The organism is Blastococcus aurantiacus, from assembly GCF_900102425.1.
Classification (GTDB): Bacteria; Actinomycetota; Actinomycetes; order Mycobacteriales; family Geodermatophilaceae; genus Blastococcus; species Blastococcus aurantiacus.
In genome coordinates, this window is sequence record NZ_FNBT01000003.1 from 92,399 (window position 1) to 113,826 (window position 21,428).

General features: G+C 72.7%; 21 protein-coding genes and 3 tRNA genes. 6 read left to right on the plus strand and 18 right to left on the minus strand.

The genetic code is table 11. The features are described from left to right. The first annotated feature begins 22 nt into the window (after window positions 1-22). From cofC to BLS70_RS07100, 3 genes are read left to right on the plus strand one after another with little or no spacing between them, the layout of a single operon-like run. Window positions 23-688 (plus strand): 2-phospho-L-lactate guanylyltransferase, encoded by a 666-nt coding sequence (cofC, locus tag BLS70_RS07090; RefSeq protein ID WP_091765129.1) that lies wholly within the window; start codon window positions 23-25, stop codon window positions 686-688. 4 nt (window positions 689-692) lie between these two features. After that, window positions 693-2,762, plus strand: a complete 2,070-nt coding sequence (locus BLS70_RS07095) for an RNA degradosome polyphosphate kinase (protein WP_255362289.1) — start codon at window positions 693-695, stop codon at window positions 2,760-2,762. Continuing rightward, a complete protein-coding gene (locus tag BLS70_RS07100; RefSeq protein WP_176946320.1) occupies window positions 2,746-3,666 on the plus strand; it encodes an NUDIX hydrolase in 921 nt (306 codons plus the stop codon). Before BLS70_RS07095 ends, BLS70_RS07100 begins: the two co-directional genes overlap by 17 nt. A 36-nt stretch (window positions 3,667-3,702) precedes the next feature. Here the strand turns inward: BLS70_RS07100 and leuD are convergent, their stop codons facing one another. Together leuD and leuC are read right to left on the minus strand one after the other, a co-directional pair. Next, window positions 3,703-4,302 (minus strand): 3-isopropylmalate dehydratase small subunit, encoded by a 600-nt coding sequence (gene leuD / locus BLS70_RS07105; protein WP_091765138.1) that lies wholly within the window; start codon window positions 4,300-4,302, stop codon window positions 3,703-3,705. A gap of 3 nt (window positions 4,303-4,305) precedes the next feature. Next, on the minus strand, window positions 4,306-5,712 hold the full coding sequence (gene leuC, locus BLS70_RS07110; protein ID WP_091765141.1) for a 3-isopropylmalate dehydratase large subunit: 1,407 nt from the start codon (window positions 5,710-5,712) through the stop codon (window positions 4,306-4,308). 74 nt (window positions 5,713-5,786) lie between these two features. On the opposite strand from leuC, the gene BLS70_RS07115 reads away from it, so the two are divergent. Continuing rightward, window positions 5,787-6,488, plus strand: a complete 702-nt coding sequence (locus BLS70_RS07115; RefSeq protein WP_091765144.1) for an IclR family transcriptional regulator — start codon at window positions 5,787-5,789, stop codon at window positions 6,486-6,488. A 505-nt stretch (window positions 6,489-6,993) separates the two neighbouring features. Here the strand turns inward: BLS70_RS07115 and BLS70_RS07120 are convergent. From BLS70_RS07120 to BLS70_RS07155, 9 genes are all read right to left on the minus strand, one after another. After that, entirely contained in the window at window positions 6,994-7,758 is a 765-nt protein-coding gene (locus BLS70_RS07120; RefSeq protein ID WP_091765147.1) for an SRPBCC family protein, read from the minus strand. After that, window positions 7,755-8,306, minus strand: a complete 552-nt coding sequence (locus tag BLS70_RS07125; RefSeq protein WP_091765150.1) for a dihydrofolate reductase family protein — start codon at window positions 8,304-8,306, stop codon at window positions 7,755-7,757. The genes BLS70_RS07120 and BLS70_RS07125 overlap by 4 nt, the downstream gene beginning before the upstream one ends. Window positions 8,307-8,320: 14 nt before the next feature. Next, a complete protein-coding gene (locus BLS70_RS21250; protein WP_255362290.1) occupies window positions 8,321-8,449 on the minus strand; it encodes a hypothetical protein in 129 nt (42 codons plus the stop codon). Between the two features lie 111 nt (window positions 8,450-8,560). Beyond that, the gene (locus BLS70_RS07130) at window positions 8,561-9,052 is read right to left on the minus strand and encodes a DUF3995 domain-containing protein (RefSeq protein WP_176946321.1); all 492 of its coding nucleotides are present in this window, start codon (window positions 9,050-9,052) and stop codon (window positions 8,561-8,563) included. Window positions 9,053-9,066: 14 nt separating this feature from the next. Beyond that, the gene (locus BLS70_RS07135; RefSeq protein ID WP_218122316.1) at window positions 9,067-9,675 is read right to left on the minus strand and encodes a response regulator transcription factor; all 609 of its coding nucleotides are present in this window, start codon (window positions 9,673-9,675) and stop codon (window positions 9,067-9,069) included. A gap of 19 nt (window positions 9,676-9,694) precedes the next feature. Further along, window positions 9,695-10,810 carry a sensor histidine kinase gene (locus BLS70_RS07140; protein WP_176946322.1) on the minus strand — a complete coding sequence of 372 codons (1,116 nt, stop codon included), beginning with the start codon at window positions 10,808-10,810 and terminating at the stop codon, window positions 9,695-9,697. Between the two features lie 65 nt (window positions 10,811-10,875). After that, a complete protein-coding gene (locus BLS70_RS07145) occupies window positions 10,876-11,802 on the minus strand; it encodes a sensor histidine kinase (protein ID WP_143030357.1) in 927 nt (308 codons plus the stop codon). Between the two features lie 248 nt (window positions 11,803-12,050). Then, window positions 12,051-12,479 (minus strand): VOC family protein, encoded by a 429-nt coding sequence (locus BLS70_RS07150; protein WP_091765161.1) that lies wholly within the window; start codon window positions 12,477-12,479, stop codon window positions 12,051-12,053. A 79-nt stretch (window positions 12,480-12,558) separates the two neighbouring features. Beyond that, entirely contained in the window at window positions 12,559-13,374 is an 816-nt protein-coding gene (locus BLS70_RS07155; RefSeq protein WP_091765164.1) for an alpha/beta fold hydrolase, read from the minus strand. A 289-nt stretch (window positions 13,375-13,663) separates the two neighbouring features. On the opposite strand from BLS70_RS07155, the gene BLS70_RS20720 reads away from it, so the two are divergent. Beyond that, window positions 13,664-13,804 carry a hypothetical protein gene (locus BLS70_RS20720; RefSeq protein ID WP_176946323.1) on the plus strand — a complete coding sequence of 47 codons (141 nt, stop codon included), beginning with the start codon at window positions 13,664-13,666 and terminating at the stop codon, window positions 13,802-13,804. A gap of 278 nt (window positions 13,805-14,082) precedes the next feature. Here BLS70_RS20720 and BLS70_RS07160 read toward each other — a convergent pair whose 3' ends face one another. Genes BLS70_RS07160 through galT form a run of 4 tightly spaced genes read right to left on the minus strand, consistent with a single transcriptional unit; the run spans window position 14,083 to window position 18,342 of the window. Further along, on the minus strand, window positions 14,083-14,370 hold the full coding sequence (locus tag BLS70_RS07160; protein ID WP_091765167.1) for a hypothetical protein: 288 nt from the start codon (window positions 14,368-14,370) through the stop codon (window positions 14,083-14,085). Between the two features lie 16 nt (window positions 14,371-14,386). Then, window positions 14,387-16,072, minus strand: a complete 1,686-nt coding sequence (locus BLS70_RS07165; RefSeq protein WP_091765170.1) for a sodium:solute symporter family protein — start codon at window positions 16,070-16,072, stop codon at window positions 14,387-14,389. Between the two features lie 24 nt (window positions 16,073-16,096). Further along, window positions 16,097-17,257, minus strand: coding sequence for a galactokinase (gene galK, locus BLS70_RS07170; protein ID WP_091765173.1), 1,161 nt, complete (start codon window positions 17,255-17,257; stop codon window positions 16,097-16,099). Continuing rightward, complete coding sequence (gene galT / locus BLS70_RS07175) at window positions 17,254-18,342, minus strand: galactose-1-phosphate uridylyltransferase (RefSeq protein ID WP_091765176.1); 1,089 nt, start codon at window positions 18,340-18,342, stop codon at window positions 17,254-17,256. Before galT ends, galK begins: the two co-directional genes overlap by 4 nt. A 172-nt stretch (window positions 18,343-18,514) precedes the next feature. Between galT and BLS70_RS07180 the strand changes: the two genes are divergently transcribed. Next, on the plus strand, window positions 18,515-20,968 hold the full coding sequence (locus BLS70_RS07180; RefSeq protein WP_091765179.1) for a beta-glucosidase: 2,454 nt from the start codon (window positions 18,515-18,517) through the stop codon (window positions 20,966-20,968). Between the two features lie 54 nt (window positions 20,969-21,022). On the opposite strand, the gene BLS70_RS07185 is transcribed toward BLS70_RS07180, so the two are convergent. From BLS70_RS07185 to BLS70_RS07195, 3 genes are all read right to left on the minus strand, one after another. Beyond that, window positions 21,023-21,095: transfer RNA gene (locus tag BLS70_RS07185), tRNA-Glu, on the minus strand. Between the two features lie 100 nt (window positions 21,096-21,195). Further along, window positions 21,196-21,268: transfer RNA gene (locus BLS70_RS07190), tRNA-Glu, on the minus strand. A gap of 70 nt (window positions 21,269-21,338) precedes the next feature. Beyond that, window positions 21,339-21,410 (minus strand) — tRNA-Gln (locus tag BLS70_RS07195). Window positions 21,411-21,428 lie beyond the last annotated feature (18 nt).

A 21,428-nucleotide genomic window follows, 5' to 3' on the forward strand; every position in this document is an offset into this window, starting at 1 on the left:
GCCCCGGCGCGCGTGTGTTCACATGGTCGGCGTGCCTGCCTGGTCGGTCGTCGTCCCGGCCAAGCGGCTCGCCGTGGCCAAGACCCGCCTGCGGCCGCTGACCGACCGGACGGACCGGCCCGCCTCCGCCCACGAGGCGCTGGTGCTGGCGCTCCTGGCCGACACCGTCGCCGCCGCCCTGGCCAGTCCACCGGTCACGGAGGTCGTGGTGGTCACCGACGAGCCGGCCGCCGCCGAGCTGGTGCGCCGGCTCGGGGCGCGGACCGTGGGCGACGATCCGGACAGCGGCCTGAACGCCGCCCTGGAGCACGGTGCACGAGCGGTGGCCGGCGACGCGGTGGCGGCCCTCTCCTCGGACCTGCCCGCGCTCCGCCCGGCCGAGCTCGCGGCGGCCCTCTCCGCCGCCGCCGCGGAGCCGCGCTGCTTCGTGGCGGACGGGCACGGCACCGGGACCACGCTGCTCACCGCGGCGGGGACGCCGCTGCGCCCACGGTTCGGTGCGGGGTCGGCGCAGGCCCACCGGGACGACGGCGCGCTCGCCCTCTCCGGCGGATGGCCCGGGCTGCTCCGCGACGTCGACGCGCTCGAGGACCTGCGCGCCGCGGTCGCTCTGGGTGTGGGACCGGCCACGGCCGACCTGCTGGCCACCTCGCCGACTCTCGCCGTTCAGCTGGGTGCGGCACGATGATCGTGTGCCGACCCCCGACTCCGCGCCGCTGCCGGCCGACCGCTTCCTGAACCGCGAACTGTCCTGGCTGGACTTCAACTCCCGGGTGCTCGAGCTGGCGGAGGACGACTCCCTGCCGCTGCTCGAGCGGGTGAAGTTCCTGGCGATCTTCGCCAGCAACCTCGACGAGTTCTACATGGTCCGCATCGCCGGGCTGAAGCGCCGGCAGAGCACCGGGCTCACCGTCCGGTCCCCCGACGGGCTCACGATCCGGGAGCAGCTGGAGCGGGTCACCGCCCGCACGCAGGAGCTGGTGCAGCGGCACTCCGACGTCTTCAACGACGACGTGCTGCCCCGCCTGGAGGAGGCCGGCATCCGGATCGTCCGCTGGGACGAGCTGGAGGAGGGCGCGGCGCTCAAGCTGCGCGAGTACTTCCGCGACCAGGTCTTCCCCGTGCTCACCCCGCTGGCGGTCGACCCGGCGCACCCCTTCCCCTACATCAGCGGGCTGTCGCTGAACCTCGCGGTGTCGGTGCACGACCCCGACACGAACGCACCCCGGTTCGCGCGGCTCAAGGTGCCCAACAACGTGCCGCGCTTCGTGCCGGTCGGCTCGCACGACTCCCCCGCCACGGCGGTCTTCCTGCCGCTCGAGGACCTCATCGCCGCGCACCTCAACCAGCTGTTCCCGGGCCTGGACGTGCTCGACCACCACTTCTTCCGCGTCACCCGGAACGCCGACGTGGAGGTGGAGGAGGACCGCGACGAGGACCTGCTGCAGGCCCTGGAGCGGGAGCTCGCCCGGCGCCGGTTCGGCCCCGCGGTGCGCCTGGAGGTCGCCGAGCCGATGGACCCCCGGATCCTCGAGGTGCTCATCTCGGAGCTGGAGGTCTCCCCCGCCGACGTCGTCCACGTGCCCGGACTGCTGGACCTCGCCTCGCTGATGGCGCTGTACGACCTGGACCGGCCGGAGCTCAAGGACGAGCCGTTCGTCCCGACCACCCACCCGCGGCTGAGCGAGGGCGAGACGCCCAAGAGCGTCTTCGCGACCCTCCGCGAGGGTGACGTGCTGGTCCACCACCCGTACCACTCGTTCGCCACGAGCGTGCAGCGGTTCATCGAGCAGGCCGCCGCCGACCCGCACGTGCTGGCCATCAAGCAGACGCTGTACCGGACCTCGGGCGACTCCCCGATCGTCAACGCGCTGATCGAGGCGGCGGAGGCCGGCAAGCAGGTCGTCGTCCTGGTGGAGATCAAGGCCCGCTTCGACGAGGAGGCCAACATCAGCTGGGCCCGTTCGCTGGAGCGCGCCGGCTGCCACGTCGTCTACGGGCTGGTCGGCCTGAAGACGCACTGCAAGACGGCTCTGGTCGTGCGCCGCGAGCAGGGCGTCATCCGCCGGTACTGCCACATCGGCACGGGCAACTACAACCCGAAGACGGCGCGGATCTACGAGGACCTGGGCATCCTCACCGCCGACCCCCGGGTCGGCGCGGACCTCACCGACCTGTTCAACGTGCTCACCGGGTACTCGCGGCAGACGAACTACCGGACGCTCATGGTGGCGCCGCACGGCGTCCGCAACGGCCTGATCGAGAAGATCCGCCGCGAGGTGCGGCACGCCGGCGAGGGGCGCCCGGCCGGCATCCGGATCAAGGCCAACTCGATCGTCGACGAGAAGATCATCGACGCGCTGTACGAGGCGTCCCGGGCCGGCGTCCGGGTGGAGCTGTTCGTGCGCGGGATCTGCGCGCTGCGCCCGGGCGTGCCGGGGCTGTCGGAGAACATCCGGGTGCGCTCGATCGTCGGCCGGTTCCTCGAGCACTCGCGGGTGATCTCGTTCGTGAACGGCGGCGAGGACGAGTGGTGGCTCGGCAGCGCCGACCTCATGCACCGCAACCTGGACCGCCGCGTCGAGGTGCTGCTGCGTGTGTGCGACGAGCGGTCCCGCGTACAGCTCGAGAAGACGCTCGCCCCGGCCATGGCGCCGGGCGTCCGGTGCTGGGAGCTGCGCAGCGACGGCAGTTGGGAGCAGCACGAGGGGCGGGACTACCAGGCGGAGCTCATGGAGCGCATCCATGAGATCGCGAACTGAGGACCGCGTGATCGCCGCGGCCGGCGGCGTCGTCTGGCGGCCGGGTGGGGGCGGGGGCATCGAGATCGCCGTCGTGCACCGCGAGCGGCACGACGACTGGTCGCTGCCCAAGGGCCACGTGGACGCCGGCGAGCACCCGCTGCAGACCGCCTGCCGCGAGGTGCTCGAGGAGACCGGGCTCGCCGTCGCGGCCGGGCGCCGGGGCCTCACCACCCGCTACGAGGTCGACGGCACACCCAAGCGGGTCGACTACTGGGTCATGCGCTGCACGGGCGGCGGCTTCGTGGCCAACGACGAGGTCGACGAGCTGCGCTGGCTGCCCCCGGTCGACGCCGCGGCCCTGTGCAGCTACGAGCACGACCGCGACGTGATCGCCGATGCCGCCCGCACCGACCTGCCGCGCGAGGTCGCGGTCCTGCTCGTCCGTCACGGCAAGGCCGGCAGCAGCGACCGGTGGGAAGGGCCGGACGAGAAGCGCCCGCTGAGCTCCGCCGGCCGGGAGCAGGCCCGCCGGCTCGCTGCCGTCCTGCCGCTGTTCGACCCGGTGTCGGTGGCCAGCGCGACGCCGCTGCGCTGCCGGCAGACCGTGGCACCGCTCGCCGAGCGCGTCGGGCTGACCGTCGCCGAGCGCCGCGAGTTCGGCGAGCCCGAGTTCGGGGGCGACCCGCAGGAGGCCCTGGACGCCGTGCAGCGCGCGCTCGGCGCACCGGGCGTCGACGTCGTCTGCAGCCAGGGCGGGACGATCCCCGCCGTGCTGCAGGCGCTGGGCGTGCACGGGCACGGGGTGACCGGGCTGCTCCCGCCGGCCGCCAAGGGCAGCGTGTGGGCCCTCGGCGGCCGGGCGGGCGCGCTGGTCGCGGACTACTACCGGGACCTCGACCCCGATCCGGACGCCCGCGCCTGAGGGCCAGAATGGCCATTCTGGCCCTCGGGGGGCACCTCAGACCGCCGGGAGCGCCTTCGGCTTCCAGGCAGGCCGGTTCGCCTCGAACGCCTCGATGTCGTCGAGGTGCCGCTCGGTCAGACCCACGTCGTCGAGCCCCTCGAGCAGCCGCCAGCGGGTGTAGGGGTCGATCTGGAACGGCACGGTCGTGCTGCCGTAGGTGACCTGCTCGGCCTGCAGGTCGACGGTCACCGGCAGCGCGGGGTCGGCCTCGATCGCGTTCCACAGCGCCTCGACGTCGGCCTCGGGCAGGACGACGGTCAGCAGCCCGGCCTTGGTCGAGTTGTTGCGGAAGATGTCGGCGAACCGCGGGCTGATGACCACCCGGAACCCGCCGTCCAGCAGCGCCCAGTTGGCGTGCTCGCGCGAGGAGCCGGTGCCGAAGTCCGGGCCCGCCACGAGGATCGAGGCGTTGGCGTACTCGGGCCGGTTGAGCACGAAGTCGGGCTCGTTGGTGCGCCAGGCGACGAACAGGCCGTCCTCGAAGCCGGTGCGGATGATCCGCTTGAGGTACTCGGCCGGGATGATCTGGTCGGTGTCGACGTTGGTCCGGCGCAGCGGGGCGGCGGTCCCGGTGTGGGTGGTGAAGGCGTCCACGAGTCAGGCTCCGATCAGGTCGGCGGGGGCGGTCAGGCGGCCGGTGAGCGCGGTCGCCGCGGCCACGGCGGGGCTCACCAGGTGGGTGCGCCCGCCCTTGCCCTGGCGGCCCTGGAAGTTGCGGTTGCTGGTGGAGGCGGAGCGCTCCCCCGGCTTGAGCTGGTCGGGGTTCATGCCCAGGCACATCGAGCACCCGGCGCCGCGCCACTCGGCGCCGGCCTCGGTGAACACCCGGTCCAGCCCCTCGGTCTCGGCCTGCGCCTTGACCGCCACCGACCCGGGGACGACGAGCATCCGGGTGTCGGCGTCGATGCGCTTGCCGCGCAGCAGCTCCGCGGCGACCCGCAGGTCCTCGATCCGGCCGTTGGTGCAGGAGCCCAGGAAGACGGTGTCCACCTCGATCTCGCGCAGCGGCGTGCCGGGCGTGAGGCCCATGTACTCCAGCGCCTGCTCGGCGGCGCGGCGGTCGCCCTCGTCGGCGAACTCGGCCGGGTCGGGGACGCGGGCGTCGATGGGCAGGCCCTGGCCGGGGTTGGTGCCCCAGGTGACGAACGGCGTCAGCGCGGTGGCGTCGAGGTGCACCTCGGCGTCGAAGACGGCGTCCTCGTCGGTGCGCAGCGTCGACCAGTGGGCGACGGCGGCGTCCCAGTCCGCACCCCGCGGGGCGTGCGGGCGGCCCTTCAGGAAGTCGAAGGTCGTCTGGTCGGGGGCGATGAGACCGGCCTTGGCCCCGGCCTCGATCGACATGTTGCAGATGGTCATGCGGGCCTCCATCGAGAGCTTCTCGATGGCGCTGCCGCGGTACTCGATGACGTAGCCCTGGCCGCCGCCGGTCCCGATCTGGGCGATGACGGCGAGGATGACGTCCTTGGCGGAGACGCCCGGGGGCAGCTCGCCGTCGACGGTGACCGCCATCTGCTTGGGCTTGTACTGCGGCAGCGTCTGGGTGGCCAGCACGTGCTCGACCTCGCTGGTGCCGATGCCGAAGGCCAGCGCGCCGAAGGCGCCGTGGGTCGAGGTGTGGCTGTCGCCGCAGACGATCGTCATGCCCGGCTGGGTCAGCCCGAGCTGCGGGCCGATGACGTGCACGATGCCCTGGTCGCGGTCACCCATGGGGGCCAGCCGGATGCCGAACTCGGCGGTGTTCCGGCGCAGCGCCTCCACCTGGGCGCGGCTGACCGGGTCGGCGATCGGCGCGAGGATGTCCAGCGTCGGGACGTTGTGGTCCTCGGTGGCCATCGTGAGGTCGGGACGGCGCACCGTGCGGCCGGCGGCGCGCAGTCCGTCGAAGGCCTGCGGGCTGGTGACCTCGTGCACGAGGTGCAGGTCGATGTAGAGGAGGTCGGGCTCCCCCTCGGCGCTGCGCACCACGTGGGCGTCGTAGACCTTCTCGGCCAGGGTCTTGGGCACGGTCCGTCCTCTCGCCGGGGGTCGCCCGGCTCGTCGCGCTTGTTTCTCACTGTGTGAGATGCAAGTATTGCTGTGTGGGACAGCCTAACCCCGTCGCCGTTCTGGACAAAGCGGTCGCGATCCTCCGTGCCGTCGCCGACGAGCCGGCGACCCTCGCCGAGCTCGTGGCCCGCACCGGGTTGCCGCGGGCCACGGCCCACCGGCTGGCGGTCGCGCTCGAGGGGCACCGCCTGGTCCGGCGCACCGACACCGGCACCTGGGCGCCCGGCCCGGCGCTCGCCGAGCTCGGCCGCGGGTCGGCCGACCTGGGCGACATCGCCGGCCGCCACCTGGCCACGCTGCGGGACGCCACCGGCGAGAGCGCCCAGTTCTACGTGCGGGACGGCGCCAGCCGGGTCTGCGTCGCCGCCGCCGAGCGGACCAGCGGCCTGCGCGACACGGTGCCGGTCGGCGCACGGCTGCCCATGACGGCGGGCTCCGCGGCGCACGCACTGCTGGCGTTCACCCCCGCCGACGAGGTCACCCGCCTGCTCCCCTCGGCGAGCTTCACCGCGCGGACGCTGCTCGACGTCCGCCGTCGCGGCTGGGCGCACAGCATCGCCGAGCGCGAGCCGGGCGTCGCCTCACTGTCGGCCCCGGTGCGCGACGGCTCCGGCGCGGTCCTGGGCGCGGTCTCCATCTCCGGACCGGTCGAGCGGCTCGGCCGCCGTCCCGGCCCGGAGGTCGTGGGCGCGGTGCTCGACGCCGCGGCCGCGATCGCCCGCGCGGCCAGGTAGATCAATCGCCGGCCAGACCGACCTGGTGATCAGAACGAGCGCCGTACCGGATTCCGCATCTCTACGTCCGCCGGTGCTGCCAACCGACTCGGAGCGCCTACCGCTCGGGACAACTGGCGGTCCTCTTCCCACGCCTGTGCGGCGGCGAGCCGCTCCACGCATCGACCCGAGCGGCACGCGGTAGGCGCAGAAGCCGTAGGGCGTCTACCGCCTCCCACGTGGTGAGCAGGGTCGTCGAGCTTCCAGGAGTCGCAGCCACCGTCCGCACCCGACCGTGGCCCTCCACCCAGCTCGCGTGGTGACGAGGAAGGCGGGCAAGCCGAGCACCAGCCCATCCCGTTCCCGCCGCCCGACTCCGGTCCTCGTGTGCAGTGGTCACGTTCTGTCCTTCGGAGGTGATGGCCGTGCCGGCCGAAGGTGTCAACGGAGCCACGCGGGGGCGGCGAAGCCACCGAATGGCGCGGCTACGGCGCTCCGCAGCCGTCGGACCGTGCACGGCGCGGCTTCATCGGGCAGCTCCGGTAAGCGACGCCTCGAGAGCGTCGAGCATGCGCCCGACCCCGACCAGCGCCTCGGCACGATCCTCGGGAGGGCAGCCCTCGTTGCGGTAGGTCAGCTGGGTGCCGGCCGCTCCGAGGTCGGTCAAGGTCATGGTTACGACCTCGGGCGGCCCGCTGAATCCGAACTGCACCGTCCACGGTGGCTCCACGCGCCCGTAGGTCGCGCTGAACGGGATCTCCTGGCCGTCCTGCTGCGCCACCATCGTGCCGCTGATACGTCCACCGGGTCGGGCGTCGAGGGTGACCCGGTCGGGTGGGGTGGTGTGGCCGTCGACGACGAACCAGCGGCAGAACGGCGCGGGTTCGGTGAAGTGCGCGAAGACGACGGGCGGTGCGGCGGGGTACACCCGGGTCAGCGTGAACGCGGGGGTACCCGCGTCCGGCTGAACGCCGTCCGGCACCTCGCGTGGAGGCGTCACCTCGAAGTGGGCCACGGTGCTTTCTCGCTCGAGGAGGTACTCATCGTCCTCCGGGTAGTAGATGGCCAGCTCGATGTCCTCGCCGGCGAAGGACTTGATGTGCTGCAGGTCGGTCCACCAGCTGATCGTGATGAGCTCGGTCCTGCCCTCCCCCAGGTCCCGGGTCAGCAGCTGGGCGCCAGCGTTGCCCGGAGTACGTCGATAGCCCGCGAGGCCGGTCCGGTCGACGATGGCCACGTACTCAGCGAGCCGCTCCGTCCGGACCCATCCCCGCCACACCCGGGCGATCACGATGCTGTCTTCGGTCGGTAGGTGAGCAGCATCACCCCGGACCTCAGGGCGCGGTGCGCAGCGAGCTCGAGGTGGCCGACAGCTCCCGCATTGAGCAAGAGGTCGGCCCACTGTCCGGTGCCGCCGGCGAGGACAGGGTGGACGAACAGCCGGATCTCATCCAACAGGCCGTGCTCAAACAGGTTCGCCGCGACGGGCCCGAAGCCGTACATCAGGATGTCGCCGCCGCGTTGCTGCTTGAGGTCGGCGACCTCGCCGGCGACGTCGCGGATGACAGTGGTGTTGGTCCACGTCGCGTTCCGTAGGGTGCCGGACGCCACGTACTTGGGCATCGCGTTGATCCGGTCGGCGTAGTCGCCGCCGCGCTCGGGCCAGCTGGCCGCGAACACGTCGTAGGTCTGGCGCCCCATGAGCAGCGCCTCGGCCGCATGGAGGTCTTCGGTGGTGACCCCGACGGCCTCGTCGTCCATGTACTGGAAGTGCCACTCCGGCAAGCGCTCGCTGACTCCGTCGAGGGTCACGTTGGTGGAGTTGATGATGCGTCGCATCGGTGAGTTCTCCTTCACGGGTCGATGTGCGGGGTGTCGGCCGGCTGTCGGCGGGACAAGCCACCGCTGGTGTCCTCGTCGACCGCACCGGGGCCCTGCATGACGGCGTCGAGACCGAGGAAGACGTCGAAGCCGAGTTCCATGTGCGGAGTCTCTCGACCGGCCGGGACGGCCGGCAGGGGCACGAATACACGGTTCGTCGTGACGGACGTCATCCCACCGAAGGCACGACGGAAGATCACGCGCCAGGCGCGTCAGGCGCAGTCACGGCGCGCTGGTTCAGCCGCGCCGGCCCACAGCGACAACGCTGCGCCCAGGTGCAGGCATCCCCCGACGACGAACCAGGGCTCGACCGCCAGGAGCACCAGCGGAGGTGCCTGCCCGTCCGTCCCGGTCACCGCGTCGACGAGCAGCAGCACGACACCCAGAGCACCCCGCACGAGCAGGACCGTGGCCGCCGCCAGCGCTGTCCGGCGCACCCACGGCCGGGCCCGCAGGCCGACGCCGCGGCGGAACAGGGCGAGGGCGAGCACGCCGGCCACGACGGCGAGGACGGCCACCACCAGGTTGTAGGCGGCGAACCACGGAGTCGCCAGGGCATCATCGGCCGCGCTCGTTTCCTCCCCCAGGCCCCGTCGGCCCCCTCCCGCCCAGTACAGGTGGGGGGCGGCGAAGGCGAGCGCCCACCCGGCGATGCCGAGGAGCCAGGGGCCGGCACGGCCGGCCGGTCTCGTGGTGCCGGCCACGGATCCGTCGTCGCTCACAGCCAGCCGGAGTCGCGGGCGATACGGATCGCGTCGATGCGGTTGCGTGCACCGGTCTTGCTGATGGCGTTGGACATGTAGTTGCGCACGGTCGCCGTCGAGAGCGCCAGGTCGACCCCGATCTGCTCGGTCGACGCGCCCCCTTGGGCGGCCCGCAGGACATCGGTCTCCCGCGCGGTCAGCGGGGTGGACCCCGTCTCGAGGGCGGCCGCGATCAACTCGGTGTCGATCACCCGCTCGCCGGCGGCGACCCGCCGGATACCTCGGGCGAGCGCTCCCGCCGGGGCATCCTTCAGCAGGAAGCCGCGGACGCCGCCCTGGAGCGCGCGCAGTAGGTGACCGGGCTGGGAGAGCCCGGTGAGGACGAGCGTCCGGCATTCAGGCACCCGTGTGTGGAGTTGGGCTGCAGCGGTGATGCCGTCCGTTCCTGGCAGGTCGATGTCGACGACGGCGACGTCGGGGCGCGTCCGCAGTGCCGCCTCCACGATCTCGTCGCCTCGGTCGAGCTCGGCTACGACCTCCATGCCGTCCTCGAGGGCGAGCAGTGCCACCAGGGCACCCCGGATCATGTGCATGTCCTCGGCGATCAGCACTCGGATGCTCACGGAGCCTCCTCGAGAACGTTCACATCGGCTCCTCGGGCAGGTCCACGGCTAGCCGGAAGGTCTCGCCGTCCAGCGCTCCGGCGGTGAGGGTGCCGCCGAGCGGCGCGATGCGGTCCCTCAGCCCGTCCAGCCCGCTGCCCGTGGCACCGGGCCCAGGAGCCGACCCGGTGCCGTCGTTGACGATCTCCAGGCGCCGTTGCCCAGGACACCGCTCGGCGCGGATCACGACGTGCGTGGCCTCGCTGTGCCGCAGGACGTTGGTGACGCCCTCACGCAGCAGCCACCCCAGCGCCTGGTCCTCCGCGGCGGACATCGCGTCGCTGAACGGTGCGGTCTCGATGCGCGCGACGATGCCGGCCGCGTGCAGCAGTTGTCGTGCGGCGGCGAGTTCATCGTCGAACGAGGTCGGGTGCCGGTCGAAGGCGACCGTCCGTACGTCCCGCAGCGCGGCGCGGCCGATGCCGACGAGCCCCTCGAGCTCCGCGATCGCCGCGGGCCGATCGCCGTTCACGAGGCGAAGGGCGAGGTCGCCCTTGAGCGACATCGCGGTGAGACTCTGCCCGAGCAGGTCGTGCAGGTCACGGGAGATCCGGAGACGCTCGCGCTGGGTCGCCGTCTGCGCCAGTTGCGCCCGCGCAGCGGACAGCTCGTCCAGCACTCGTACCAGCCGGATCACCGCGAGCAGCGCCACGGGACCGAGAACCGCGACCACCATGTTGTAGACCGCCGACCATCCCGCCACAGCCGGTGGGAGACCGGCGGTGCGGATCACGTGACCCGAGAGCACGATCTCCGAGCCGAGGACGAGCAGCGCCGCGAGGGCCGCGCCCATGCGCCGCGGCAACAGCATGACCAGCGACGCGGCGAGCGCCCACTGGATCACCAGCCACCCACCCGGCAGCCACCCCAGCGGGACGTACACCAGCGTTGTGAGGGCGGCCAGCGTGATGGGCCAGGCTCTCGGGACCACGCCCGCGGCGAAGGCCAGCGCATGGCGGACGTGGAGCGCGAGCACGAGCGCGCCAGCTCCCACCGCGAGCGCCGCGGTGGCCGCAGGGCCGAGCGGATCGGGCCGGGTGTCGAACAGGACGGAGAGCACGCTCGCTGCCAGCAAGGGCAGGTGCGCAGCGACCATCAGGCGCCGATACGGGAGCCGCAGTTCCGCTGCTCCCCGAACCTGGTCCCGCTCCGTGGCCGCGATCATCGCAAGGCCCCGACCGGACGACGCTGCGATGGCCCGTCGGCGCCGACGTGGCCGGCGACGAGACGGTATTCGCCCGTCGGACCCAGAGCCACGCGCAGCACGACCAGCCCGCCGGGATCCTTCTGACGCAGCAGCGACATCACCACGGCCTGGAGGTCAGCGCGCAGCGCCTCCTCCACCGGGGGCGGCAGTTCGACGCTCGGGGGCACCGCACGGACTTCCCGGCCGGTTGCGGAGAGCAGCCTGGCGGCCGTCTCGAGTTCCGCCCGCAGCGTCGGACGCACGAATCCTCGGGCCAGCCGGCGTGCGTCGGCCAGCGTTCCGCGAGCCGCTGCGACGAGTCCGGCGATCTCCCCGTCCGCGTCCTCCGCACCCGCTCGGACCGCGCCGCACGCGTGCTCGGCGCGGCCCACCAGCTCGGCCAGTGCCGGTTCGACGGTGGACCGGAGGACGTCGTCGATCCGCAGCCGCTCGCGCACCAGCGCCTCGTCCGCAAGCTCCCGGCGAGCCCGACCCAGCTGCCGCGCCGCCCCGACGAGCGCCACCAGCGTCGCCTGCCACAACAGCTCGCGCGGGTACAGCAGCTCGATCAGCGGTGCGCCGGCCACCAGTGCGAGCGGCGCCGTCACCGCAGCGAGCAGGACCACGACCGGGATCGCCCGCCCCGGGCGGACCAGCACGATCACCGAGACCGCCAGCGCCGGGAACACCGGCAGGATCATCTGTCCGCGGTGGAGCAGGACCTCTACCACCAGTACGAGCCCGATCCACGCGACGCACCACCACGCTCCCCGGCGGCGCCCGCCGCCGAGCGCGGCCGTCAACAGCCAGAGGAAGGGTGGCAGGTAGGCGACCGTGACGATGGTCTTCGTCAGGAACGTGCCCGGGTCGGCGGTCACCGCCACGCCGGCGAGTTCCAGCACGGGGAAGACCCCGCACAGCAGCACGGCGAGCGCGGTGAGTGCCCGCCCGCCGTCCCGAGGCACGCTCGCGAAGGGGGCGGGGTCGTGTACCAAGGGCCCTCCTTCCCTCTGCGGCCGCCACTCTGCCGCGCGGCGGCCCCGCGCGGGGACGCGGCGTGCGCCGCCCCGCGCACGCGACGGCGGTGGCGCGAGGCGGGGTGCCGCCGGCCAGGAAGGAGGAAGACGTCGCCAGTGGGCGATCCCGGTCGTCACGGGCCGTGGCCGGGCGCCGCATCGGTGTAGGCCGTGACGTACCGTCCGGTCGCCGGGACGTTGGTGATGACGTCGACCAGGTAGCCGCCGGGCGCGGCGAGGATGAAGTGGCGCTGACCGAAGTCCTCGGTCCTGATGTCCCGCACGCACGGCAGTCCTCCGCGCACGACCAGCCGCTCCCACTGGTCGTCGACGTCGTCGACCTCCAGGTTGACGAGCAGTCCGGCCACGGGGCGGCGGTGCCCGGCGGGGACCGTCTCGTGATCCCAGCGCAGGAACGCCAGCTCGTGGCCGTGGTCGTCCACCAGGCTGACGTACCAGTCCGACGCGAACGTGGTCCGAAAGCCCAGCCACGACCGGGCGAACCCGGCCGCCTCGGCGACGTCCTCGACGGCGATCACGGGATAGCAGCTGGACACGTCCATAGGAACTCCTCGATGAGGCCGAAGGCTGTGTGCGCCGGGGTGAAGGAGAAGGTGCCCTGCGGTCCAGCGGCCCACCGGGTCACGTGTCCACCTCGCCGCGGGCGAGTGCGACGAGTTGGTCGTTCACCTCGCGCCTGGCGGTGACGTAGAGGCCGTGCGGCGCCCCGTCGAGCATCCGGAAGCGAGCTCGGGGCAACAGCTTCGCGGTGGGTCGGCCGGTGAGGTCGATCGGAGCGGACGCGTCGGCATCGCCGTGGAGGACGAGCGCCGGAATGTCCATGGCCTGCAGGTCCGCGGTCAGATCCGTGCCGGTGAACGCCCGCAGACAGGCGATCTGCACCTCCAGCGGGGTGGCCAGGATCTGACGGATGCCGTCGTCCACCAGCGCCGGTGACACCCACGACCCGGTTCCTCCAGTGGCGAAGTACGCCGGTGCCGATTCCTGGAACCAGCGGGGCCGGTCGGCCACCAGTGCATCGACCATCGCCTCGACGAAGGCGGAGCCGACTGCGCCCGCGAGGTGTGGCGTCATAGCGCCGAGGAGGGCGACACGCCGCACCCGATCAGTACCGTGCCGAGTGAGGTAGCGGGTGGTCTCGCACGTACCCATGCTGTGCGCCACCACCGTCACGTCCCGGAGGTCGAGCAGCTCGATCAGCCGGGCGAGGTCGTCGGCGAGGGTGTCGAGGTCGTAACCGCTCCCGGGCACGTCGGACCGACCGTGCCCGCGCCGGTCCATCGCCACGCAGCGGAAGCCGGCCTCGACGAGGGCCCGCACCTGGTACTCCCACATCGCGGAGCTGAGCGACCAGGCGTGGACGAGCAGGACGGGCGGGCCGTCGCCGACAGCTGTGTAGAACAGGCCGGTGCGGTCCGCTGTCTGGATGTAGGGCACGAGGTCCTCCCGGTCACGTGGGTACAGGTACGGGGTCGCTCCCGTCGTAAGCGACGAGCGACCTCGAAGCGACGCAACAGGGCGGCGACCGGCGGGCGGTGCCCGACGTCCGAGACGGCTGGCCACTGAGTGCAGGTCTCTGCTCTGCGTGAAGGTCGTCCGACGCCGTCAGACTGGCCGATGGACTCGCGGCTCGGCAGAGTGCGATGTCCTCGATCAGCGATGACAGACGTCACTGCCCGGTCGATGTGGGTACGGCTCGCCGTCCGGGCGCACGATCCGCATCCTCATGTCCGGCACCGTCGCCGGGGTGCACGACCGGCCCCACCAGGTCGCCCTTCCGGCGTGCCTGCGCCGCGGCTCGGGAGGGCGTAGGGAACTCGCCCTGGACGTCCGCCAGCAGATCGCCGCCATCGGCGGCCGCAGGTGATCCGATGCCAGGGAGCGGTTCGTCCGAATCGACCCCCTGCCGCTATCCGGGTGAGCGTGGTTCGGCCGCACGCCGGTCACGCGCGTCGAGGTCAGCACCGACGGCGGCTGTTCGTCGGACGACGCCGAGTTCACGCCGGCCGACGCGCTCCACCCCTTCGCCGGGCGCCCGGACCTACGGGTGGGCCGCGGGGGCTGGGACGGTGCGAGATGCGCGTCCGGGCATCCGTCGAGCTGGGCGCCCAGCCAGTCGAACCGGGTGGAACCGGCAGTAGGCGCTCAGTGCGCGGGCCCGGCCCCCTCGTCGTCCCCGGTCTCCGGCGACGGCACCACGATCGGCCGGAGGCGGGCCCAGAGGGCGAAGATCAGCGCGAACGCGAGCATGGCCAGGCCGACCCAGAGGTTGGCGTTGACCCCGCCGGCCTTCGACAGCGCCTCCTCGTCGTTGTCGACCAGGCCCACGACGACCAGGACGACGCCGTAGAAGCCGATCAGGGCCGCGATGACGTTGCGGACGTCGAACGCGCCGGCCGCCTTCTTCTCGCCGGTGGTTCCTGCTGTGCTCATCGGATGCGCCCCTGACTCAGCGGAAGATGATGTTGAGGATGATGACCATGGCCAGGGAGATGCCGGCCAGCGGCACCGGTGACCGGTACCAGGGCAGGCGGTGCGCCTCGGGATCGGTGCGCTGCTCCTTCGGCGTCTCGGAGTAGACCAGCCCGACCAGCTGCTCGGCCGGCTTGGGCTGCGTCACCTGCGTGACGACCACGCTGACGACGACGTCGACGACGAACGCGGCACCGGCGGCCACGAAGCTGGCGCCCTGGCCCCCGAGCGGGAGCACGCCGAGGGAGACCTCGCCGAACGCGTCCTCGCTCAGCAGCGCGACGGTGACGGCGGCCAGGGTGCCCGACACCAGGCCGGCCCAACCCGCCGTCGGCGTCATCCGCTTCCAGAACATGCCCAGGATGAACGTGGCGAACAGCGGCGCGTTGAAGAAGCCGAACAGCGTCTGCAGGTAGTCCATCAGGTTCGTGTAGCCCGACGCGATGAGCGCCGTCCCGATGGCGGTGACCGTCGCACCGACCGTCGCCCAGCGACCGACCTTGAGGTAGTACTCGTCGGGCCGGTCCTTCTTCACGTACTGCTGCCACAGGTCGTAGCTGAAGACGGTGTTGAAGGCGGAGATGTTGGCCGCCATGCCGGCCATGAAGGCGGCCAGCAGACCGGCGAGCGCGACGCCGAGCAGGCCGTTGGGCAGCACGTCGCTGATCAGGTACAGGATCGAGTTGTTGTAGTCGAAGTCCTCGTCCCCCGCCGCCTTGGCCTCGACCACCTCCGGCACGAGGACCGTGGCGATGATGCCGGGGATGACCACGATGAACGGCACGAACATCTTCGGGAACGACCCGATGATCGGCGTCGCCCGCGCGGCGGAGATCGAGTGCGTGGCCATGGCCCGCTGCACCTCGACGAAGTTGGTCGTCCAGTAGCCGAAGGACAGCACGAACCCGAGGCCGAAGACGATGCCGACGACCGACCAGAACGGGCTCTCGAAGCCGGTCAGCTCGGTGGCCGGCCACGAGGCCAGCATCTCCTCGTTGCCGGCGTCACGGACGCTGTCGATCAGGCCGCCGATGCCGCCGGCGCGGTGCAGGCCGATCAGGGTCAGCGGCAGCAGCGCGGCGACGATGACGAAGAACTGCAGGACCTCGTTGTAGATGGCCGCCGACAGTCCGCCGAGGGTGATGTAGCTGAGCACGACGACCGCGGCGACGATCAGCGAGATCCACAGGGGCCAGCCCAGCAGCAGCTCGACGATGCGGGCCAGCAGGTAGAGGTTGATGCCGGCGATGAGGATCTGCGCGACGGCGAAGCTGAGCGCGTTGACCAGGTGCGCCCCGGGACCGAACCGGCGGCGCATGTACTCGGGGACGCTGCGGACCTTCGACCCGTAGTAGAAGGGCATCATCACGACGCCCAGGAACAGCATCGCCGGGACGGCGCCGATCCAGAAGTAGTGCATCGTCGCCATGCCGAACTGGGCCCCGTTGGCCGACATGCCGACGATCTCGACCGCGCCGAGGTTCGCCGAGACGAAGGCCAGGCCGGTCACCCAGGCCGGCAGCGACCGCCCGGACAGGAAGAAGTCCAGGCTGTCGGAGACCCGGCGCCGGGCGGCGAACCCGATCCCGAGGACGACGGCGAAGTACGCCGCGACCAACGCGTAGTCCACGAAATTCGCGTCGAGCTGCAGGGCGTCGTCCACGGATGTCCTCTTCTCGGAGTGCGGTCAGACCAGCCGCCGGGCCCCGGATGAGGGCACGGCGACGAAGGAACGGGGTGCGGGGGCGCCCTCGCGGGCGAAGCGTGCGGTGACGGCGGAGGTGACGGCGTCGACGGCGTCCACGTCGACGAGGGCCAGGGCGCTGCCGCCGAACCCCCCGCCCACCATGCGGGCGCCGTGGGCGCCGGCCTCGACGGCCGCCTCGACGCAGGCGTCGAGCAGCGGGACGGAGACCTCGAAGTCGTCGCGCAGCGAGGCGTGGCCCTCGGTCAGCAGGGGGCCGATCGCCCGCGGGTCGTCCCCCGACCGCAGGGTGTCCACGACGCGGAGGACGCGGGCGTCCTCGGTCACGACGTGCCGGGCGCGGCGGTGCAGGACCTCGCCCTCGGGCGTCCCGTCGGCCAGCGCCTCCAGGGCGGCCACGTCGGGGACCTCGCGCAGCAGGTCCACGCCCAGCCGGGATGCAGCCTGCTCGCACTCGCGGCGCCGGTCGCCGTAGCCGCTCTCCGCGTGGTCGTGGGTGACGCCCGAGTCGACGACCAGCAGGGCCAGTCCGGCGGCGTCCAGGTCGAAGGGCACCTGTTCGGTGCTGCGGTCCCGGGTGTCGAGGAACAGCGCCGCGCCGGCCTGGCACAGCACGGACGCGGACTGGTCGAGGATCCCGGTGGGGGCGCCGACGAAGTCGTTCTCCGCCCGCCGGGCCAGGTCGACCAGGTCGCCGGGACCCAGGTCCAGGCCGAGCAGGTCGCGCAGCGCGAGCGCCACGGCGCACTCCAGCGCCGCCGACGAGGAGAGGCCCGCACCGGCCGGGACGTCGCCGTCCACCAGGACGTCCAGCCCGCCCGGCACGTGCCCGGAGAGCTCGTGCACGACCCCGGCGACGTACCCGGCCCAGCCCGACGGCGTGCCCTGCGTCAGGTCGGCCACGGCCACGTCGGCGTCGTCGTCCGGGTGCTGCAGGGAGCGGAGGACCAGGCGGCCGTCGTCGCGCCGGGCCACCGCCGCCCGCGTCGTGTGCGGGAGGGCGATGGGCAGCACGAAGCCGCCGTTGTAGTCGGTGTGCTCGCCGATCACGTTGAGCCGGCCGGGCGCCGCCCAGACCCCCTCCGGGGACCGGCCGAACCGTTCCGCGAAGGCGTCGGCCGCCCGGGTCGCCGCGTCGCTCATGGGAGCACCACGGCCCGCAGCTGCTCGGCGACGTCCTCCGGATTGGTGTCGGTGATGAACGCCCCCATGCCCGACTCCGACCCCGCCAGGTACTTGAGCTTGCCCGGAGCGCGCCGCAGGGAGAACAGCTGCAGGTGCAGCCACCACTCGTCGCGGGCGCGCGTGGGCGCCTGGTTCCAGGAGGCGATGTAGGGCATCGGGGTGTCGAAGCGGTGCGCGAAGCGGCCCAGCACGTCGAGGTAGACGGCCACGAAGGCGTCCCGCTCGTCGTCGGTCAGCGCCGGCAGGTCGGGCACCCGGCGGGTCGGGAACAACTGCACCTCGTAGGGCCAGCGCGCCGCGGCCGGCACGAACGCCGTCCAGTGCTCGTTCTGCGCGACCACCCGGGGACCGGACCGCTCGGCGGCCACGACCTCGCCGAACAGGTCGCCGCCGGTGGCCTCCCGGTGGCGGCGGACCGAGCCGAGCACCTTCTCCACCCGTGCGGGCACGAACGGGTAGGCGTAGATCTGCCCGTGCGGGTGGGAGAGCGTCACCCCGATCTCCTCGCCGTGGTTCTCGAAGACGAAGACCTGCTCGACGCCGTCGATGCCGGACAGCTCCGCGGTCCGCTCGGCCCACACGTCCACGACCAGGCGCGCGCGGGCGGCCCCCAGCTCGGCGAAGTCGCGGTCGTGGTCGCTGGTGAAGACGACGACCTCGCAGCGGCCGAACCCGGGGCGCAGCTCGGCGAGCGGTGCTCCCGGGGCGCTCGGCGGGACGTCCCGCTCGACGCCGGTGGCCAGCGACGGGAAACGGTTCTCGAACGCGACGACCTGGTAGTCGGCGTCCGGGATCTCCGTGGGCCGCCCGGGCCGCGACGGGCACAGGGGGCACTGGTGGGCCGGCGGGAGGAAGGTGCGGCTCTGCCGGTGGGAGGCGATGACGACCCACTCGCCGAGCAGCGCGTCCCAGCGCAGCTGCGAGTGGGTGGAGACCGGCGGCAGGTCGCGGGTGTCGGCGGCCTCGTGGGCCGACGGCGACGGCCCGTCGTCGAAGTAGAGGATCTCCCGGCCATCGGCCAGGCGACGACTGGTCCGGATCACCGTGGAAGCGCCTCCTGCACAGGTCAGGCGGCTCATCACCGTCCGTGAGCGGCCGTCGAAGACGCTAGACCTCCCCGTCGTCCCAGGCCACGCCACCTGGTGCTCCGGTTCACCCGGTCGCGCTAGGTTCCGCGTCACACCACCTCCCGCGACCCTCGACGAGAACGGGCCCATGACGAACCCCGCCGCACCGACGGACACCCAGCTCGGCGACGCCCTGGCCGCGCTCTCCCTCGAGGAGAAGGTCCAGCTGCTCACCGGGCGCGACTTCTGGACCACCTGGCCGCTGGACCGGATCGGCCTGCGCCGCATCCTGGTGTCCGACGGCCCCTCCGGGGTGCGGGGCGAGACGTGGGACGAGCGCGACCCCTCGCTCAACCTGCCCTCGGCCACCGCCCTGGCCTCCTCCTGGGATCCCGCCATCGCCCGGCGGTACGGGGCTGCGGCGGCGGTCGAGGCCCGGCGCAAGGGCGTCGACGTCGTGCTCGGCCCCACCATCAACCTGCACCGCTCCCCGCTCGGCGGCCGGCACTTCGAGTGCTTCAGCGAGGACCCGGTGCTCACCGCGGATCTCGCGGCCGCCTACGTCCAGGGCGTGCAGGTCAACGGCGTCGGGGCGACGCCGAAGCACTACATCGCCAACGACTTCGAGACCGAGCGCTTCACCGTCGACGTCCGCGCCGACGACCGCACCCTCCGTGAGCTGTACCTGCTGGCCTTCGAGAAGGCGGTGGTCCAGGCCCGCGCCTGGCTGGTCATGAGCTCCTACAACTCCATCAACGGCACCACGGCCAGCGAGAACCCGCTGCTGGAGACGCCGCTGAACAGCGAGTGGGGCTTCGACGGCGTCGTCATCAGCGACTGGACCGGCGTCCGCAGCCTGGAGAGCGCCCGGGCCTCGCAGGACCTGGTCATGCCCGGGCCCCAGGGACCGTGGGGCGACGCGCTGGTCGCCGCCGTGCGTGCCGGGGAGATCGACGAGTCCGTCGTCGACCGGAAGGTGCTGCGCATCCTCCTGCTCGCCCAGCGCGTCGGGGCCCTGCCCGGCACGCAGCCTGCCGAGCCCGTCCTCGTGGAGGACGGCGTCGCGCTCGCCCGCGAGGCCGCGGTGGAGGGCACCGTGCTGCTGGAGAACCGCGGCGAGCTGCCGTGGGACGCATCGACGCTGCGCTCGGTCGCCGTCATCGGCAACAACGCCTCGGCCGCCCGGACGCAGGGCGGCGGCAGCGCCACGGTGATCCCGGCGTACACCGTCTCGCCGCTCGAGGGGCTGCGCGCCGCCCTCCCTGGCGTGGACGTGAGCTACTCCGTCGGTGCGGTGGTGCAGGACGGTGTCGCCGAGCTGCCGCTGCGCGAGTTGACCCACCCGGTCAGCGGCGTCCCCGGCCTGCAGGCCCGCTTCCTGGCCGAGGACGGCGCGGAGCTGCTGGTCGAGGACCGCCGCTCCAGCAACCTCGTCTACTTCGGCGGCGACGCCCCGATCGAGGCGGGGGCGGAGTTCGAGCTGACCACCCGGTGGACGCCGTCGGACAGCGGCGTCGTCCGGCTGGGCGTCGGCCTGATCGGCACCGTCCGGCTCTACGTCGACGACGAAGTGCTGGTCGACGAGCGGCTCCGGACGAGCGACGCCGCCCTGGGCGCGGCGTTCACCAACCCGCCGACCGCGACGGCCGAGGTGCAGGTCACCGCCGGGACACCGGTCGACCTCCGGCTTGTCTACGACCTGCGCCGCCGCACGGGCTTCGGGGCCCGCGCCATGTCGCTGCGCCTGGGCACCCGGCCGACCGGGGCCGACGCCGACGCGCTCATCGCCGAGGCCGCCCGGGCCGCCGCCGCGGCCGACGTCGCCCTGGTCGTCGTCGGCACCAACTCGATCGTGGAGTCCGAGGGCTACGACCGGTCGACGCTCGCGCTCCCCGGCCGGCAGGACGACCTCGTCCGCGCCGTCGTGGCGGCCAACCCCCGCACCGTGGTGCTGGTGAACGCCGGCGCACCGGTGCTGCTGCCGTGGCGGGACGACGTCGCCGCCCTCCTGCTCGGCTGGTTCGGCGGGCAGGAGTTCGGCAACGCGGTCGCCGAGGTGCTGCTGGGGGTGGCCGAGCCGGGCGGGCGGCTGCCAACCACCTGGCCGGCCGCCGAGGCCGACGTCCCGGTGCTCTCCTGCACCCCGGTCGACGGGGCGCTGGAGTACGCGGAGGGCATCCACATCGGCTACCGCGCGTGGCTCAAGGAGGACACCGCTCCCGCCTACTGGTTCGGCAGCGGCCGCGGCTACGCGCAGATCGACCTGACCGGGGTCGAGGCCCCGGCGGACGCCCGGGCCGGCGAGGTCGTGACGGTGACCGTCGAGGTGGTCAACCGCAGCGACCGCGACGGCAAGCAGGTCGTGCAGGTCTACGCCGAGCGCCCCGGCTCCGTCGTCGACCGGCCGGTGCGCTGGCTGGTGGGCTCGGCTCCGGTGCGGGTGCCGGCGGGAGCCACGGCGAGCGTGCCGGTGGAGCTGCACACGCGCCTGCTGGCGCACTGGGCCGACGGCTGGCAGTACGAGCCGGGCGCCTACCGGCTGCGCGTGGGCACGAGCGCGGTGGACCTCCCCCTGGAGGCGACGCTCGACCTCGGCGTCTGAGCCCGGAACGTGCGAGAGCCCCCGACCGGTTCCGGTCGGGGGCTCTCTGCGCTGTAGCCCCGAAGGGATTCGAACCCTCGCTACCGCCGTGAGAGGGCGGCGTCCTAGGCCGCTAGACGACGGGGCCGGACATCGGAGATTCTGCCATGCCCGCCCGGACCGCACGCACGGGGGCCGCAGAAGTGCGAGAGCCCCCGACCGATGCCGGTCGGGGGCTCTCGTGTGCGTAGCCCCGAAGGGATTCGAACCCTCGCTACCGCCGTGAGAGGGCGGCGTCCTGGGCCGCTAGACGACGGGGCCGTGCAGTGCTGCGATCGTGCTCCAGCGGAGGTGCTGGCCAATCTTCGGTAGAAGCTGTGCCATCGCCTCGCTGGGGTACCAGGACTCGAACCTAGACTAACGGAACCAGAAACCGTCGGGCTGCCAATTACCCCATACCCCATGGGCCGTTCTCACGGCG